General features: G+C 41.9%; 17 protein-coding genes. 7 read left to right on the top strand and 10 right to left on the bottom strand.

Annotated features, from left to right (window positions below):
- Position 1 precedes the first annotated feature (1 nt).
- The gene (locus SJ312_RS17400; RefSeq protein ID WP_319868144.1) at positions 2–349 is read left to right on the top strand and encodes a hypothetical protein; all 348 of its coding nucleotides are present in this window, start codon (positions 2–4) and stop codon (positions 347–349) included.
- A 36-nt stretch (positions 350–385) separates the two neighbouring features.
- Positions 386–820 (top strand): hypothetical protein, encoded by a 435-nt coding sequence (locus SJ312_RS17395; RefSeq protein WP_319868143.1) that lies wholly within the window; start codon positions 386–388, stop codon positions 818–820.
- 169 nt (positions 821–989) lie between these two features.
- Here SJ312_RS17395 and livF read toward each other — a convergent pair whose 3' ends face one another.
- The 5 genes from livF to SJ312_RS17370 all read right to left on the bottom strand — a co-directional run bounded on the left by livF (position 990) and on the right by SJ312_RS17370 (position 5,873).
- The gene (gene livF, locus SJ312_RS17390; RefSeq protein WP_004258508.1) at positions 990–1,691 is read right to left on the bottom strand and encodes a high-affinity branched-chain amino acid ABC transporter ATP-binding protein LivF; all 702 of its coding nucleotides are present in this window, start codon (positions 1,689–1,691) and stop codon (positions 990–992) included.
- Entirely contained in the window at positions 1,691–2,470 is a 780-nt protein-coding gene (livG, locus tag SJ312_RS17385) for a high-affinity branched-chain amino acid ABC transporter ATP-binding protein LivG (protein WP_004258513.1), read from the bottom strand. Before livG ends, livF begins: the two co-directional genes overlap by 1 nt.
- Positions 2,467–3,738 carry a high-affinity branched-chain amino acid ABC transporter permease LivM gene (locus SJ312_RS17380; RefSeq protein ID WP_094961471.1) on the bottom strand — a complete coding sequence of 424 codons (1,272 nt, stop codon included), beginning with the start codon at positions 3,736–3,738 and terminating at the stop codon, positions 2,467–2,469. The genes livG and SJ312_RS17380 overlap by 4 nt, the downstream gene beginning before the upstream one ends.
- Complete coding sequence (gene livH / locus SJ312_RS17375) at positions 3,735–4,661, bottom strand: high-affinity branched-chain amino acid ABC transporter permease LivH (RefSeq protein ID WP_004258523.1); 927 nt, start codon at positions 4,659–4,661, stop codon at positions 3,735–3,737. Before livH ends, SJ312_RS17380 begins: the two co-directional genes overlap by 4 nt.
- A 102-nt stretch (positions 4,662–4,763) precedes the next feature.
- Complete coding sequence (locus SJ312_RS17370) at positions 4,764–5,873, bottom strand: branched-chain amino acid ABC transporter substrate-binding protein (RefSeq protein ID WP_004908157.1); 1,110 nt, start codon at positions 5,871–5,873, stop codon at positions 4,764–4,766.
- Positions 5,874–6,252: 379 nt separating this feature from the next.
- On the opposite strand from SJ312_RS17370, the gene panM reads away from it, so the two are divergent.
- Both panM and SJ312_RS17360 read left to right on the top strand, forming a co-directional pair.
- On the top strand, positions 6,253–6,666 hold the full coding sequence (panM, locus tag SJ312_RS17365; protein WP_153673841.1) for an aspartate 1-decarboxylase autocleavage activator PanM: 414 nt from the start codon (positions 6,253–6,255) through the stop codon (positions 6,664–6,666).
- The gene (locus SJ312_RS17360; RefSeq protein WP_153673842.1) at positions 6,653–7,039 is read left to right on the top strand and encodes a VOC family protein; all 387 of its coding nucleotides are present in this window, start codon (positions 6,653–6,655) and stop codon (positions 7,037–7,039) included. The genes panM and SJ312_RS17360 overlap by 14 nt, the downstream gene beginning before the upstream one ends.
- A 109-nt stretch (positions 7,040–7,148) precedes the next feature.
- On the opposite strand, the gene rpoH is transcribed toward SJ312_RS17360, so the two are convergent.
- The 4 genes from rpoH to ftsY all read right to left on the bottom strand — a co-directional run bounded on the left by rpoH (position 7,149) and on the right by ftsY (position 11,810).
- Positions 7,149–8,027 (bottom strand): RNA polymerase sigma factor RpoH, encoded by an 879-nt coding sequence (gene rpoH / locus SJ312_RS17355; protein ID WP_004258535.1) that lies wholly within the window; start codon positions 8,025–8,027, stop codon positions 7,149–7,151.
- 257 nt (positions 8,028–8,284) lie between these two features.
- Positions 8,285–9,262, bottom strand: coding sequence for a permease-like cell division protein FtsX (gene ftsX / locus SJ312_RS17350; RefSeq protein ID WP_004258540.1), 978 nt, complete (start codon positions 9,260–9,262; stop codon positions 8,285–8,287).
- Positions 9,255–9,920 carry a cell division ATP-binding protein FtsE gene (gene ftsE / locus SJ312_RS17345; RefSeq protein ID WP_004258545.1) on the bottom strand — a complete coding sequence of 222 codons (666 nt, stop codon included), beginning with the start codon at positions 9,918–9,920 and terminating at the stop codon, positions 9,255–9,257. Before ftsE ends, ftsX begins: the two co-directional genes overlap by 8 nt.
- 6 nt (positions 9,921–9,926) lie before the next feature.
- Positions 9,927–11,810, bottom strand: a complete 1,884-nt coding sequence (ftsY, locus tag SJ312_RS17340) for a signal recognition particle-docking protein FtsY (RefSeq protein WP_319868141.1) — start codon at positions 11,808–11,810, stop codon at positions 9,927–9,929.
- Positions 11,811–12,086: 276 nt separating this feature from the next.
- Here ftsY and rsmD point away from each other — a divergent pair, with 276 nt between their 5' ends.
- Positions 12,087–12,668, top strand: a complete 582-nt coding sequence (gene rsmD, locus SJ312_RS17335) for a 16S rRNA (guanine(966)-N(2))-methyltransferase (RefSeq protein ID WP_004258577.1) — start codon at positions 12,087–12,089, stop codon at positions 12,666–12,668.
- A 10-nt stretch (positions 12,669–12,678) separates the two neighbouring features.
- On the top strand, positions 12,679–12,975 hold the full coding sequence (locus SJ312_RS17330) for a DUF1145 family protein (protein ID WP_319868140.1): 297 nt from the start codon (positions 12,679–12,681) through the stop codon (positions 12,973–12,975).
- A 6-nt stretch (positions 12,976–12,981) separates the two neighbouring features.
- Here the strand turns inward: SJ312_RS17330 and SJ312_RS17325 are convergent, their stop codons facing one another.
- The gene (locus tag SJ312_RS17325) at positions 12,982–13,332 is read right to left on the bottom strand and encodes a DUF2500 family protein (RefSeq protein WP_004258585.1); all 351 of its coding nucleotides are present in this window, start codon (positions 13,330–13,332) and stop codon (positions 12,982–12,984) included.
- Positions 13,333–13,453: 121 nt separating this feature from the next.
- On the opposite strand from SJ312_RS17325, the gene SJ312_RS17320 reads away from it, so the two are divergent.
- The gene (locus tag SJ312_RS17320; protein WP_004258589.1) at positions 13,454–14,083 is read left to right on the top strand and encodes a lysoplasmalogenase; all 630 of its coding nucleotides are present in this window, start codon (positions 13,454–13,456) and stop codon (positions 14,081–14,083) included.
- Positions 14,084–14,207 lie beyond the last annotated feature (124 nt).

Here is a 14,207-nt window from a genome sequence, read left to right as displayed (position 1 = left end):
TATGAGCATCAACATTACTAATTTTTTTAATCGGGTAAGAAATTATTTCATCCCAAAAAACAAAAGAAATTTTGATATAAATAAAGTTATTAATTTAAACAGCCTATTGCCATATTTAATTAAAAATAAATCTTGGTTTTATATCACCGAAGAGAAAGAAGCTATTAATTTTGCTAGAAAGCATTACTATTTGCCACTATTCTCATCATCTAAAAAAAATTGCCATATCTCATTCGATAATATATCAAATGAAAATCAAGTAATTAATTTAGAAATAAAACAAGATATAAATCCTTTTTTTGTAATTGAAAATAAAATAAGATCAAGTGGATATATTGAATTAGAATAATCCCACTTTAAACAAATCGCCTCTGACATACCAAGAATGAATATCCTTATTAAAAATCAACAAGATAACCCAATAAAACTACAATCCATAATGGATATTAAGAAATACCTAGGAAAATTACCGCCTTCACATATATGCCATATTTGTAATATTGCAAATCAAGCCCATTTGGCAGAAGGCACTATTAAAGCCTCGGAAATGATAAGTAAAACCCAATCCGAATTTTTATTTCAAGATCATGGCAAATCATCAATCATGATTAATATTTTAGATAATAATAGCTATCAGGTAAAATCTGAAGGTTACTTTAATTTAATCAATACAAAAACTGGAAAAAAAGTTAATAATTCAGAGGTTATAGCAGAAACGACGACTCATTTTACATTTGATGAACAGGATAAATTAATTGCTGAAAAACAGGACAAGTTAACACTAAAAATAAAAATTGAAACGAACCCACCGCAGCTATAACTCGATAGCATAACCAATAGCAATTTAATGATTTAATAAATAATTTTCTAAATAATTCACGTTGTGGCTAGGCGGCAAAATGAGGATATCTCGGGGAGCATACACAAGTATGTGACCCGAGTAGCTGCATGAAGCCAACAACGCCACAGCGTGAAGGATGACGAAAATTTTAGCCACCGAGATAAGCGCTGCGTACTGCCTCATTCGCTAGCAACGCTTTACCACTGTCTTCCAATACAATGTGCCCATTTTCTAGTACATATCCACGGTCTGCGAGTTTCAACGCTTGGTTGGCATTTTGCTCAACAAGGAAAATCGTCATACCTTCTTCACGTAGCTGTTGGATTGTATCGAAAATTTGCATAATGATAATGGGGGCAAGGCCTAGGGATGGCTCATCAAGCAACAACAACTCTGGCTGGCTCATTAAAGCACGGCCTATCGCTAGCATTTGTTGCTCACCACCTGACATCGTTCCTGAACGTTGGCTTCGGCGCTCATATAGCCTTGGAAACAACTTATAAACCCGCTCAATACGTTCTTGGTACTGTTGGCGATCAGCAAAAAAGCCCCCCATTGCGAGGTTTTCTTCCACAGTCATACGAGAAAATACACGCCGCCCTTCTGGTACTAGAGCAATGTCTTCACGCATAATTTTCGAAGTGGGCAATTGAGTGATATCCACGCCTCGGTAAATGACTTGGCCTTCCGATGCTCGTGGATCGCCACAAAGGGTACTGAGCAACGTTGTTTTCCCAGCGCCATTTGCTCCGATTAAGGTCACAATTTCACCTTTTTGGATATTCAAGCTAATCTCATGTAACGCTTGAATTTTTCCATAATGGGTAGAAACTTTTTTAAACTCTAGCATCAGTAAGCTTCCCCCAAATAGGCTTTTATCACATCTGGATGTTGGCGAATCTCACTCGGTGTGCCATTCGCCAATGGCGTTCCTTGATTCACGACATAAATACGATCTGAAATTCCCATGACTAATTTCATATCATGTTCAATTAATAGAATTGAAACATTATGATGAGTACGCAACTCAGCAATTAAGTCATCCAAATCATTGGTTTCTTTAGGGTTAAGACCTGCCGCAGGTTCATCCAGCATTAAAATTTCAGGGCGAGTGACCATACAGCGAGCAATTTCTAACCGACGCTGCTGACCATAGGCTAAATTACCCGCTTGGCGATTTGCAAAGGGGAGTAAATCAACACGCTCAAGCCATTTTACCGCATTATCAAGCGCTTCAGACTCTGCTCGACGAAATGCAGGGGTTTTCAATAACCCAGAAAAAATGCCACTTTTTAAATGTTGATGCTGCGCCACAAGTAAATTTTCAATCACCGTCATTTCTTTAAACAACCGCACATGCTGAAATGTTCGGATGACACCAAGGCGTGCAATCGCCTGCCCGGTCAGTCCCTCAAGATGTTTTTCTCGATATAAAATCGTGCCACTGGTCGGCTTATAAAAACCGGTTAAACAGTTAAAAATGGTGGTTTTACCCGCCCCATTTGGGCCAATCAGTGAGACGATTTCCCCTTGATTAATAGTTAACTCAACATTATTGACGGCAAGTAACCCACCAAAACGCATTGTTAAGCCATTCACTTGTAACAAAGGCGTGGTTATATGACTCATACGCCCTCCCCTTCAGGGACTTTTTTCACCTGCATTTGACGGCGTTTCATCGGTAATAGGCCTTGTGGTCGCCAGATCATCATCAGCACCATTAGCGCCCCTAATAGCAGCATGCTGTATTGGTTAAGGTCACGCATCATTTCCCGTGATACAACTAAAATAATTGCGGCTAAAATAACGGAGGTTTGTGAACCCATTCCTCCTAAAACGACGATGGCTAACACAAATGCCGATTCCACAAAGGTAAAAGACTCTGGACTAATAAAACCTTGTCGTGCGGCAAATAACGTCCCTGCAAACCCTGCAAAGGCTGCACTGATAGTAAATGCGGTTAATTTTATTCGAGTTGGACTTAACCCTAATGAGCGGCAGGCAATTTCATCTTCGCGTAATGCTTCCCACGCACGACCTAATGGCATACGCAGTAACCGATTGATAACAAATAAGGTTAAAACCACTAATAGTAAAGCGACAAAATACAGGAAGATAATTCGGTCACCTGGGCTGTAATCTAAGCCGAAAAAGTTATGGAAGGTGTCCCAACCCTCTTTCGCGGTACGGCTAAATTCCAAGCCAAAAAACGTCGGTTTCGGTAATTGGCTGATCCCATTTGGCCCACCCGTGATTTCGGTATTATTCAGTAATAAAATACGAACAATCTCCCCAAAGCCAAGCGTCACTATAGCAAGATAGTCACCACGTAACCTTAGCACAGGGAACCCTAGTAAAAAGCCCGCTAACGCAGCGGTTAAACCTGCAATCGGTAAACTTTCCCAGAACCCAAAACCATAATAATGATTTAATAAACCAAAAGTATAAGCTCCGATGGCATAAAAACCGGCGTATCCAAGAACCAGTAATCCTGATAACCCGACAACCACATTTAGCCCTAAGCCTAGCATCACATAAATTAATGTTAGGGTGGCAATATCCACACTTCCGCGAGAAACAATAAACGGCCAAATAATTGCAGCAATAATAATTATAACCGCAAGAATTTTTTGCTTGGTTGTCGAACCATCAAAATCAGGAATAGCCCACGCCTTCTTAGGAACCCCTTGCCAAACTTTACTCAACGTTGGGCGAACCAATTGATAAACAAAGATCACCACAATGCCAGCAATGATCCAGTTCCAACGCACAGAATCCCCAACTGTCACGATCAGTTTTGTGCCATCGAGCGCAAGTTGCAAGCCCATCATAAACAGCGCCAGCACGAAGAAAGTCGAGGAAGCAACAACGGCATTAATCCAATTTTCTTTTCTCATACTTTTTCGACCTCCGGGCGTCCCAGAATGCCGGTTGGCATGATTAATAACACACCTATCAATAAACCAAATGATACAACATCTTTATATTCTGTACTTAAATATGCAGAGGTCATTGCTTCTGCAACGCCTAAGATTAACCCGCCTAACATAGCACCCGGAATACTCCCAATTCCCCCTAGCACTGCCGCGGTAAATGCTTTCATTCCTGCCATAAAGCCAATATATGGGTTAATCACACCATAAAATTGCCCCAGCAGTACACCAGCTACAGCAGCCATTGCCGCACCGATAACGAAGGTCAATGAAATAACTCGATCGGTATTAATACCTAATAAGCTGGCCATTTTAAGATCTTCCGCACAGGCTCGGCAGGCTCTTCCCATCTTTGAATAGCGAATAAATAGCGTCAAAGCTAACATCGCAAGCACGGTAACCACCCAGATGGTCAATTGCATCTTAGTCACCGTGGCTTCAAAACCATCGCTTTCACCTAGAACCCATTGCCCTGTGATCAAACTGGGTAAGGCTAAATCACGGGAACCTTGTGACAGGCTGACGTAGTTTTGTAGGAAAATAGACATCCCGATCGCAGAGATCAACGCAATCAAGCGTTTAGAATGGCGAACTGGCCGATAAGCAACGCGTTCAATACTCCAACCATAGGCGCTAGAGACCACGATTGCCGCAATGAAGGCCGCAGCAACCAAGATCCAGCCGATATCGATCCCAAGCATCATTAAGCCTGCGATCACAATAAAAGAGACATAGCTACCTATCATGTACACTTCGCCGTGGGCAAAGTTAATCATCCCAATGATGCCATATACCATCGTATAGCCGATAGCTATCAATGCATAGGTACTGCCAAGGGTTAAACCATTCAGAAGTTGCTGAATAAAATAGAGAATTTGATCTGACATAAGACTATCCTTTCGAACTACTTGTCCTATATAGAGAGCAGAAGCCGGAAGCAAGTTACTCACTTCCGGTTCTTATTCACTATGCTGGAACACTGCTGAGTACTATTTTACAGAGGTGGATGTCCCATCTTTGTGCCACTCAAATACACCGAATTCAAACCCTTTCAGGTCACCGTTTGGCTGCCAGCTTAATGTTCCCATGACCGTTTCGACCGGGTTTGCTTTCAAGTCTTTCACTAAATCTTCAGGCTCGATGCTGCCAGTACGCTCCATTGCCGTCGTTAAACCTTGGATAGCAGCATAAGTTGTCCAAACAAATGGCCCTGTTGGGTCTTCTTTCTTCGCTTTGATGGCATCAACAATCGGTTGGTTAGTCGCGACTTGGTCATAGCGTTTTGGTAAAGTTACCAGCATGCCTTCCGAAGCATCACCTGCAATATTCGATAGTGAAGAGTTACCGACGCCTTCAGGCCCCATAAAGCGAATATTCAAGCCAGCTTGTTTAGCTTGGCGTAAGATTTGCCCCATTTCTGGGTAATATCCCCCAAAGTAAACAAAATCCACATTCTCTTTTTTCAATTTTGCGACTAAAGCAGAGAAGTCTTTGTCACCCGCTGTTACCCCTTCAAACATCACTTCTTTAACGCCGGCTTTATTGAGGCTTTCACGTACAGAGCGTGCTAAACCTTCCCCATATTGTTGTTTGTCGTGAACAACAGCAATACGGGTTGGTTTGATATCTTCCATAATAAATTTAGCGGCTGTTGGTCCTTGGTCTGAATCCAAACCTGTTGTACGCAACACCATCTGGTAACCACGCGTGGTTAAATCCGCATTGGTTGCTGCCGGGGTGATCATAATGACGCCTTCATCTTCATAAATATCGGATGCAGGCTGTGTTGAAGAGGAACATAAATGCCCAATAACATGGCGGATACCATCGTTAATGACTTTGTTTGCTACCGCAACCGCTTGTTTTGGGTCGCAAGCATCATCATATTCGACTGCCACTAATGTGTTTCCATTAATGCCACCTTTAGCATTAATATCTGCAATCGCTTGGCGCGCACCTGTAAATTCCATATCACCATATTGAGCCACAGGCCCCGACATCGCGCCAACAACCGCTATTTTAATTTCCTTTGCCCATCCCGCTGAACTGAATGCCATCGCAATACAGCCCGCTAATAATGCTTTATTCATATTCTTCATTTTATCGTCCCCGTCTTCATGGTTCTGAGTGTTTGTGTTTGATTTGTAGTAGATTATTATGGTTGACAGGTACAATGCCTGATATTTCAAAATACAGCGAATAAGGCTATATATTTCATAACATTAAACAAGATAATTATGCTAAATAGCAAATGGATATGGCAGGTTTTTACATTAGAAGCAGAATAAAAAACTGATGTGTTAAAGTAGGTTTTTTGTAAATACTAGTGTTATATTCGGGTTAAATTTAAATTAATCCGAGTGAAATTCGGAAAATTCAGTATCACCAAATTTTTCTCTCTAAAATCAAAAAATCGGTTGTAGATCACTCTGGCAGGATGAGTGACTGCAACTCTTACAGGGAAACAAACAAAATATCATGAGACTCACTATTATCCCGCTGGTCAATCCTACTGAGCAACAATATCTGGACTTACATAAAATCTGGCCTGACCAGAGCCCTTTTGAGCTAGTCAAAATGTGTAAAGCAGGTGAGCAATTTTACGCTGCTCGCTTTAATGACCGTCTTCTTGGCGCAGCAAAAATTACTGTGGATCATAACACCGCCACTTTGCAGGATTTTTGCGTACGAGAGGTCACTCGCCGACGAGGTGTAGGCTCATATTTATTAGAAGAAATTTGCCAAGCAATCCCTGATATTTCACTATGGAAATTTGACATTAGTGGGGTTGCCCTGCAAGAAAAAGAAGCAATGCAGCTCTTCTTGTCAGCAAATGGCTTTAATGCCACCGCACAACCTGATATATGGGAAAAACAGCATGAAGTTAAATAAAATTCATCATGTTGCTATTATCGCATCCAATTTTGACGTCAGTAAGGATTTTTATTGCCGTATTTTGGGCTTAAATTTACTTGAAGAACATTACCGTCCAGCAAATAATTCGTGGAAAGCAGACTTAGCTTTTGGTGAGCATTACCAAATTGAGTTATTCAGTTTTGTTAATCCACCAGCAAGGCTGAGTTACCCCGAAGCCACAGGGCTACGTCATTTAGCCTTCGGTGTCGATGATTTAGATAAATGGGTCGTTTATTTAACTGAACAAGGTGTGGCTTGTGAAGCAATACGGGTTGACCCCTACACGCAAAAGCGTTTTACATTTTTCACAGATCCAGATGGCTTACCACTAGAGTTATACAGTGATTAATTGAACAATCAAAAATGTAAAAATAGAAATGATTATCTGCATTTATCCACCTCTTAACAGGCAATAAATGCAGATAATTTTAGTGAGCAACGAATTGGCCAGTAATAAATTACATTTCGCTATCTTCGTCTTCTTCCATCGCCAAACGTAACTTCTTCATGGCGTTCTTTTCAAGCTGACGAACACGTTCTGCAGAAACGCCATATTTATCAGCAAGTTCTTGCAACGTTGTTTTGTTGTCATCGTCTAACCAACGAGCTCGGATGATATCCTGACTGCGCTCGTCCAAAGAGTCTAGTGCATCTGCTAAGCGATCAGTTGCATGGCTTTCCCAATTATCATCTTCAATTGAGCCGGCAAAGTCTGATGCTTTGTCTTGTAAGTATAAGACTGGGGCTACCGGACCACCAAAATCACTGCTGTCATCGTCATCTGACATATCAAATGCCATATCTTGTGCAGCCATACGTGATTCCATTTCACGCACATCTTTAGTACTTACCCCTAACTCTTGGGCAACCATATCGACTTCGTCCTGGTTAAACCAACCAAGACGTTTTTTATTCTTTCTTAAATTAAAGAATAACTTACGCTGCGATTTTGTCGTCGCGACTTTCACAATACGCCAGTTACGTAAAACGTATTCATGAATTTCAGCTTTGATCCAGTGAACCGCAAAGGAAACAAGGCGAACGCCAACTTCAGGATTGAAACGACGCACCGCTTTCATCAGGCCGATATTACCTTCCTGAATTAAATCAGCTTGCGGTAAACCATACCCTGCATAACTACGAGCAACATGAATAACAAAGCGCAAATGCGATAAGATCAGTTGCTTTGCAGCATCCAGATCACCATGGTAATGCAGCCGTTCAGCAAGTTCCTTTTCTTCCTCAGCGGTAAGCATCGGGTAAGAGTTAGCCGCCCGAACGTAGGCTTCAATACTCCCCTGTGGAACAAGAGCTAATGATTGCATGTCTTTGGTCATTCAGATCCTCAATAAAATAATAGAAAACAGATTAGTTTGTATTGATAACCGCATTGGTTAACCATGAGGCAAACACTTTTAGTCTACCAGTTTAACCGCGTTAAATAAATTATATACAAAATTTGTTAACAGTAGGTCAATGTAGGACAAAACAATTCAGACTAAGTTCATTTTTAACGCAAATTTGCAATGGAATCAAAGAGTCATGATATAATTAAATCATGACTCTTTAATAAAAATGACGAGAAAACAACTCGTTACTCAGGTGTAAAGTGTCGTAAATGTTGAAGTGTTGCCAACCATGCTGCTATCCAACCAACCATAGCGGATAACAATAGAATCAATAAAGACTCTTCCCATAACAACCCTTCAATCTGAAATTGTGTACCAAACACACTGGCTACTTTTGCAACACCGTCTGCTAACTGCCAAACAAGTAAAAAGGTCATAATCAAGGAAATAATGGCACCTAATGCGCCCAAGACAAGGCCACCATTTAAAAATGGCCTCATGATAAACCCATCGGTAGCACCAATTAACTTCATCACATTAATTGTATCACGGCGAGCAAAAATATTGAGCCGTACGCTATTTCCTATCACAAGGAACAGCGACACAATCATTAAAATCCCAATGACAGAAGCAACTTTCCCCACCAAACCTGTTAGTGCGGCTAACCGTGCAAACCAGCTATCATCCATGCGAACTTCTTCAATACCATCGACTTGGCTAACCCTATCACGCAGTGTTGTTAATACATCAGAACCTTCAAAATCAATTTTAGGCGTAATTATAGCTACTGCAGGCAGTGGGTTCTCCTCTAGCATGTCGAGCGCAGTACTAAAACCAGACCAACTGCGAAACTCACTCATGGCTTGGTCACGTGAAAGATAATTCACATGGTCAACCCCATCAAGCGCTTGCAACTGCGTTACCACATTTTGCCCACCTTGTTCATCAAGAGATTTATCCAAATAAACAGTGAGTTGTGGTGTTGGGTACCATTGCTCCGCAGCTTGCGAAACATTTTTCCACACAATATAGCAAAGACTCGGTAACGTGAGTGAAATGGCAATAACCATGATAGTCAAAAAGGTGGCTAAAGGCTGTCTAAGCATATCAGCGAGCGCATTCAACCACGAATAACGCCACTGCTCTTTCCAACCGCCTTTTAATGCTTTACTTTTCGATTGCTTGGCTCGTTCCGGCTTACTTTTTCGGACATTCTTAGCCATGTTGACCTCCAAGCATACGGCCTTCACTTAATGTAAGAACACGGTAGTTACGGCGCTCAATCAATGCAATATCATGGGTTGCCATTAAAACGGTCACCCCTACACGGTTGAACTCTTCGAATAAACGCATTATCCCTTCTGACAATTCACCATCAAGGTTACCTGTTGGTTCATCCGCTAATAACATCGTTGGCTTATTCACTACCGCTCGGGCAATACCGACACGCTGTTGCTCCCCACCAGATAACTGAATTGGAAAGTTTTTAGCTTTGTCCAATAACCCGACTTTATCTAATGCCGCAGAAACTCGGCGACGAATATCTTCGGTACTGGCACCAGAAATGATTAGCGGCATTGCGACATTGTCATATACCGTTCGATCAAAAAGCAGGTGGTGATCCTGAAAAATCATCCCGATCTGCCGACGCAGAAACGGGATCTCTCGATTTTTCAAGCGGCTGATATCATGACCATTGAATAAAATATGACCCGCACTTGGGCGTTCAATACCACAAATCAGTTTAAGTAATGTACTTTTACCTGCGCCTGAATGGCCTGTTAGAAATGCCATTTCTCCAGGTTGAAGATGAAAATCAACCCCTTGGAGTGCTTGGCGGCCACCGCGATAAGCTTTACTAACGTGTTCAAAGCGAATCATCGAAAATTATTCCTCTCGGGCAAATAGAGCCTCGATAAAGTCATCTGCTTTAAATGGACGTAAATCTTCAATACCCTCACCAATACCAATATAACGAATTGGAATACCAAATTGGTCGGCAATAGAGAAAATTACGCCACCTTTTGCTGTGCCATCGAGTTTAGTCAGTGTGATACCTGTTAGACCGACCGCATCATCAAAAAGTTTTGCCTGACTTACCGCATTTTGTCCAGTACTTGCATCTAGCGTTAACATAATTTCATGGGGAGCATTTTTATCGAGTTTTTTCATTACCCGAACAATTTTTTTCAACTCTTCCATCAAGTGCGATTTATTTTGTAAACGTCCAGCGGTATCTGCAATTAAAACATCAACCCCTTTCGCTTGTGCTGATTGAATCGCATCAAAAATAACAGATGCAGGGTCTGCACCAGTATGTTGGGCTACCACAGGGATCTTATTACGCTCACCCCATACTTGAAGTTGCTCAACGGCTGCTGCACGGAAAGTGTCCCCCGCGGCTAACATGACGCTTTTTCCTTCCGACTGATATTGACGTGCTAATTTACCAATTGTAGTCGTTTTCCCGACCCCATTAACACCAACCATAAGAATAACATAGGGTTTTTTATCTTCAATCACGAGTGGTTTATCCACTTTCGCTAAAATATCAGACATTTCCTCACGCAATTTGCCATATAACGCTTCTGCATCCTTGAGTTCTTTACGGCTTGCATGTGCCGTTAAGTTATCAATGATTTTACGAGTGGTATCAACCCCGACATCGGCAATCAATAGCTGTTCTTCTAGCTCTTCAAATAAGTCATCATCAATTTTTTTACCTGAAAACAGCCCAAAAAAACCTGAACCTAAATTCTGGCGAGTTTTTAATAACCCTTTCTTTAGCCTAGCAAAGAAACCTTCTTTTTTAGGTTTTTCTTGCTCTGTTGGTGAATTATTTTTTTCTTCTTCTAAACGTAAGCGCTCAGCTTCAGCTTCTTCCTCTGCAATTCTCGCTTCTTCTGCTGCTTGGTGCTCACGTTCCGCTTGTTCTTCGGCTAAACGGGCTTCTTCGGCTGCTTGACGTTCGCGTTCGGCTTGTTCTTCCGCTAAACGTGCTGCTTCTGCTGCTTGGCGCTCGCGTTCGGCTTGTTCTTCCGCTAAACGTGCCGCTTCTGCTGCTTGGCGCTCGCGTTCAGCCTGTTCTTCGGCTAAGCGTGCCGCTTCTGCTGCTTGGCGTTCGCGTTCTGCTTGTTCTTCGGCTAAACGTGCCGCTTCTGCTGCTTGGCGTTCACGTTCCGCTTGTTCTTCGGCTAAACGTGCGACTTCTGCTGCTTGGCGCTCACGTTCCGCGTGTTCTTCGGCTGCTTGAATGACAGCTAACTCCGCCTGACGGCGTTGCTCTTCGGCCTCCTCTGCCGCTTGAATCGCAGCTAGCTCAAGTTGACGCTGACGTTCCATTTCTTCTTCAGCAATACGCATTGCTTCAGCTTCTTGACGCTCACGCTCAGCTTTTTCTTCCGCTAGTTTTTTCTCTTGGGCTTCCTGACGCGCTTGTTCTGCTTGCTCTTGGGCGGCTTGGAGTTCTGCTAGTTTCGCTTCTCGCTCACGTTCTGCTTGCTCTGTTGCTGCCTCAATCTCAGCTTGCTGTGCTTCATACTGACGTTCAGCTTCGTCTTCAGCGGCTTTAATCGCGGCTTGCTCTGCTTGATGTTGGCGTTCTACTTCGGCTGTTGCGGCATCTACCGCAGCTTCATGGGTTGATTGTTTTTCAACGTCCTTGACTATATCATTATCATTCTGTTGAGCTTCTTGTTGCTGGGTTTCTTCTTCATTTTTACGCCCAAACCCCAACCATGAGAAAAAACCTTTTTTCTTGTCTTTAGCCATTTGCCACTACACTCCTCGCGGTAAAAATATGGCACTCGATAATCAAATCGCAATAAAATTATATGCAGTCTACCATTTCATCGCTCAGCAACACATATCTGAAAGAAAAATCCTGCCAATTTAATCTGAATTTTCGTGTTAAAACTGTGAAAATGAAGCACTATAATTGAAATACAGCCAATCAGAGATAACAACACTGCAACTTATCGCCTGACAGGTATACAATAGTAACAATCAAATTTAAGTACATAAACCCGTTAAGCAACAATAAACATTATGGCAAAAAAACCACAATCTCCCTCTTTAGGGCAAATTCGTATTATCGGTGGGAAATGGCGCGGAAGAAAGCTGCCAGTTCGTGATAGTGAGGGCTTACGCCCAACCACAGACAGAATTAAAGAAACATTATTTAACTGGTTGATGCCAATTATTCGGGATGCGCGTTGCTTAGATTGCTTCGCAGGCAGTGGTTCTCTGGGCTTTGAAGCACTTTCTCGTTTTGCAGAAACGGTCACCTTTATTGAGCTCGATAAACAAAACGCACAATTACTGGCTGAAAATAAAGCTCGCTTACAAGCCGATAACGCAACCGTAGTGAATCACAATAGCCTAAATTTTTTAAGCCAAGCAGGTATACCTTTTGACGTCGTTTTCATTGACCCACCATTTCGCAAAGGGCTGCTCAATGAAACCATTCAATTGTTAGAAAAAAACCAATGGTTAGCTGAAGAAAGCTGGATATACGTTGAGTCAGAAGCGGAGTCACCACTTACTGACATCCCAGCTAATTGGCAACTTCATCGCGAAAAAATAGCAGGGCAAGTCGCATATCGCCTTTTTATTCGAACTTCACTTTAGGGACAAAAACATGTTTATCAATATTGGACGCCTGCTCATGATTTGCGTTTGGGGCTTTATGGTCTTTAATCTCATCCACCCATTCCCTAAACCATTGAAATATTTTATGGATATTGCAATGGTTTTTATGATTTTCATGCACGCACTACAAACTATTTTCCTAAAAGCAACGCTGCCAAAAGGAGAGAAAATCTCTGGTTTAGTTCAATTACGCATTTTCTTTTTTGGCGTATTCGAAATGCTAGCCATGCAGAAAAAAAATAAAGCCGATTTAGAAGAAGCAAAGAAAAGACAATCAGGTGAATAACTTATTCTACGCTGGCTCAAAACGAATAAACCGAGTACCTTGCATAATGAGCTTGCCTTCATGGCCAAGCTCAACGCCTTGATACTGTTCTTCCGTTACAATAGTTTTAATAATTTCGCCGCTTGATAGCGTTTTAAAGTGAATCTCATAGCGAAAAGTTTCAGGTGAAACAACATCCCGCTCTCGAGAACGCATGTTAGGATAAGGGTAGTCTTTTTTGCTATCAACCTTTACTAAGTAGCTTACAGGCAAAGCGTTATCATTAAGTTCATTTTGCTTGCGTTGGTCAAAAAAACGCTTAGTGGCGAGCACCGCAATAATCGCTAAAACGATAATCAGTAATATTGGCTTATTCATAATGTGTGCATTTTGCTTAAAAAGTCCGTCATGATAGTTTATCTTATTTAACTAAACAGGACACGTTTCTAAGTTACCGGATCCCTGCCGTGTCATTCATTGAACATATAAGGATGTGTATATGATTAGTTGGCCATTCCTCGCTGTACTCTTTTCCGGTTGGTTATATGTCGATGCCGCCTATCGAGGACCCGGGTGGCAACGTTGGTTATTTCGCCCAATCACACTGCTACTTTTATTACTTTGGGGTTGGAGCTCCGACGACCTTAACCTGCAAAATTATCTTATTCTTGCGGGGCTGCTAGTTTCTCTCGTTGCAGATCTTTCTCGCATGCTTTCAAGTGAGCACTTACTAGCTTCCGTCGCGTTGATGTTCTTGAGTTATTTGATTTATACCATCAGCTTCGGAATGCAATTTAATTTCGGGCTCTATCTACCTTGGCTTGCCGCACCTCTGATTGTCGCTGCCGTTACTTTAGTTTTCATTTGGGGCAAGCTTGAAGGCCTACAAGCTATTGTTTTTGCATCATTAATAATGTGCATGATTATGGCATGGGTTGCTGGTGACCAATATTTTGGTCTCGGTCGTGAATACAACTTCTCAATCATGATTGGCGCATCACTGCTATTTCTTTCTAACTGTATTTGGCTAATTGCTCGATTCCGTATTCCCTTTAAAGCCTCAAAAGCCGTTGTTGCAGCACTATACTTCCTTGGACAGTTTTTCATTGTGCGAGCGATTTACTTATAATCACACCTTTTAGTCATACCATGCCAATTGATAAAAAGTGCTATTTGAGAATTTTATCAATTGGCCGCCCTATTTTTGTTTGACTCTGGAGTAGACTCCAGAGTGTAAACTTATCCACAATGAT

Source organism: Providencia sp. CIM-Carb-044 (genome assembly GCF_033901115.1).
In the GTDB taxonomy this organism is placed as follows: Bacteria; Pseudomonadota; Gammaproteobacteria; order Enterobacterales; family Enterobacteriaceae; genus Providencia; species Providencia hangzhouensis.
This window is presented reverse-complemented; position numbering and strand designations above follow the sequence as displayed.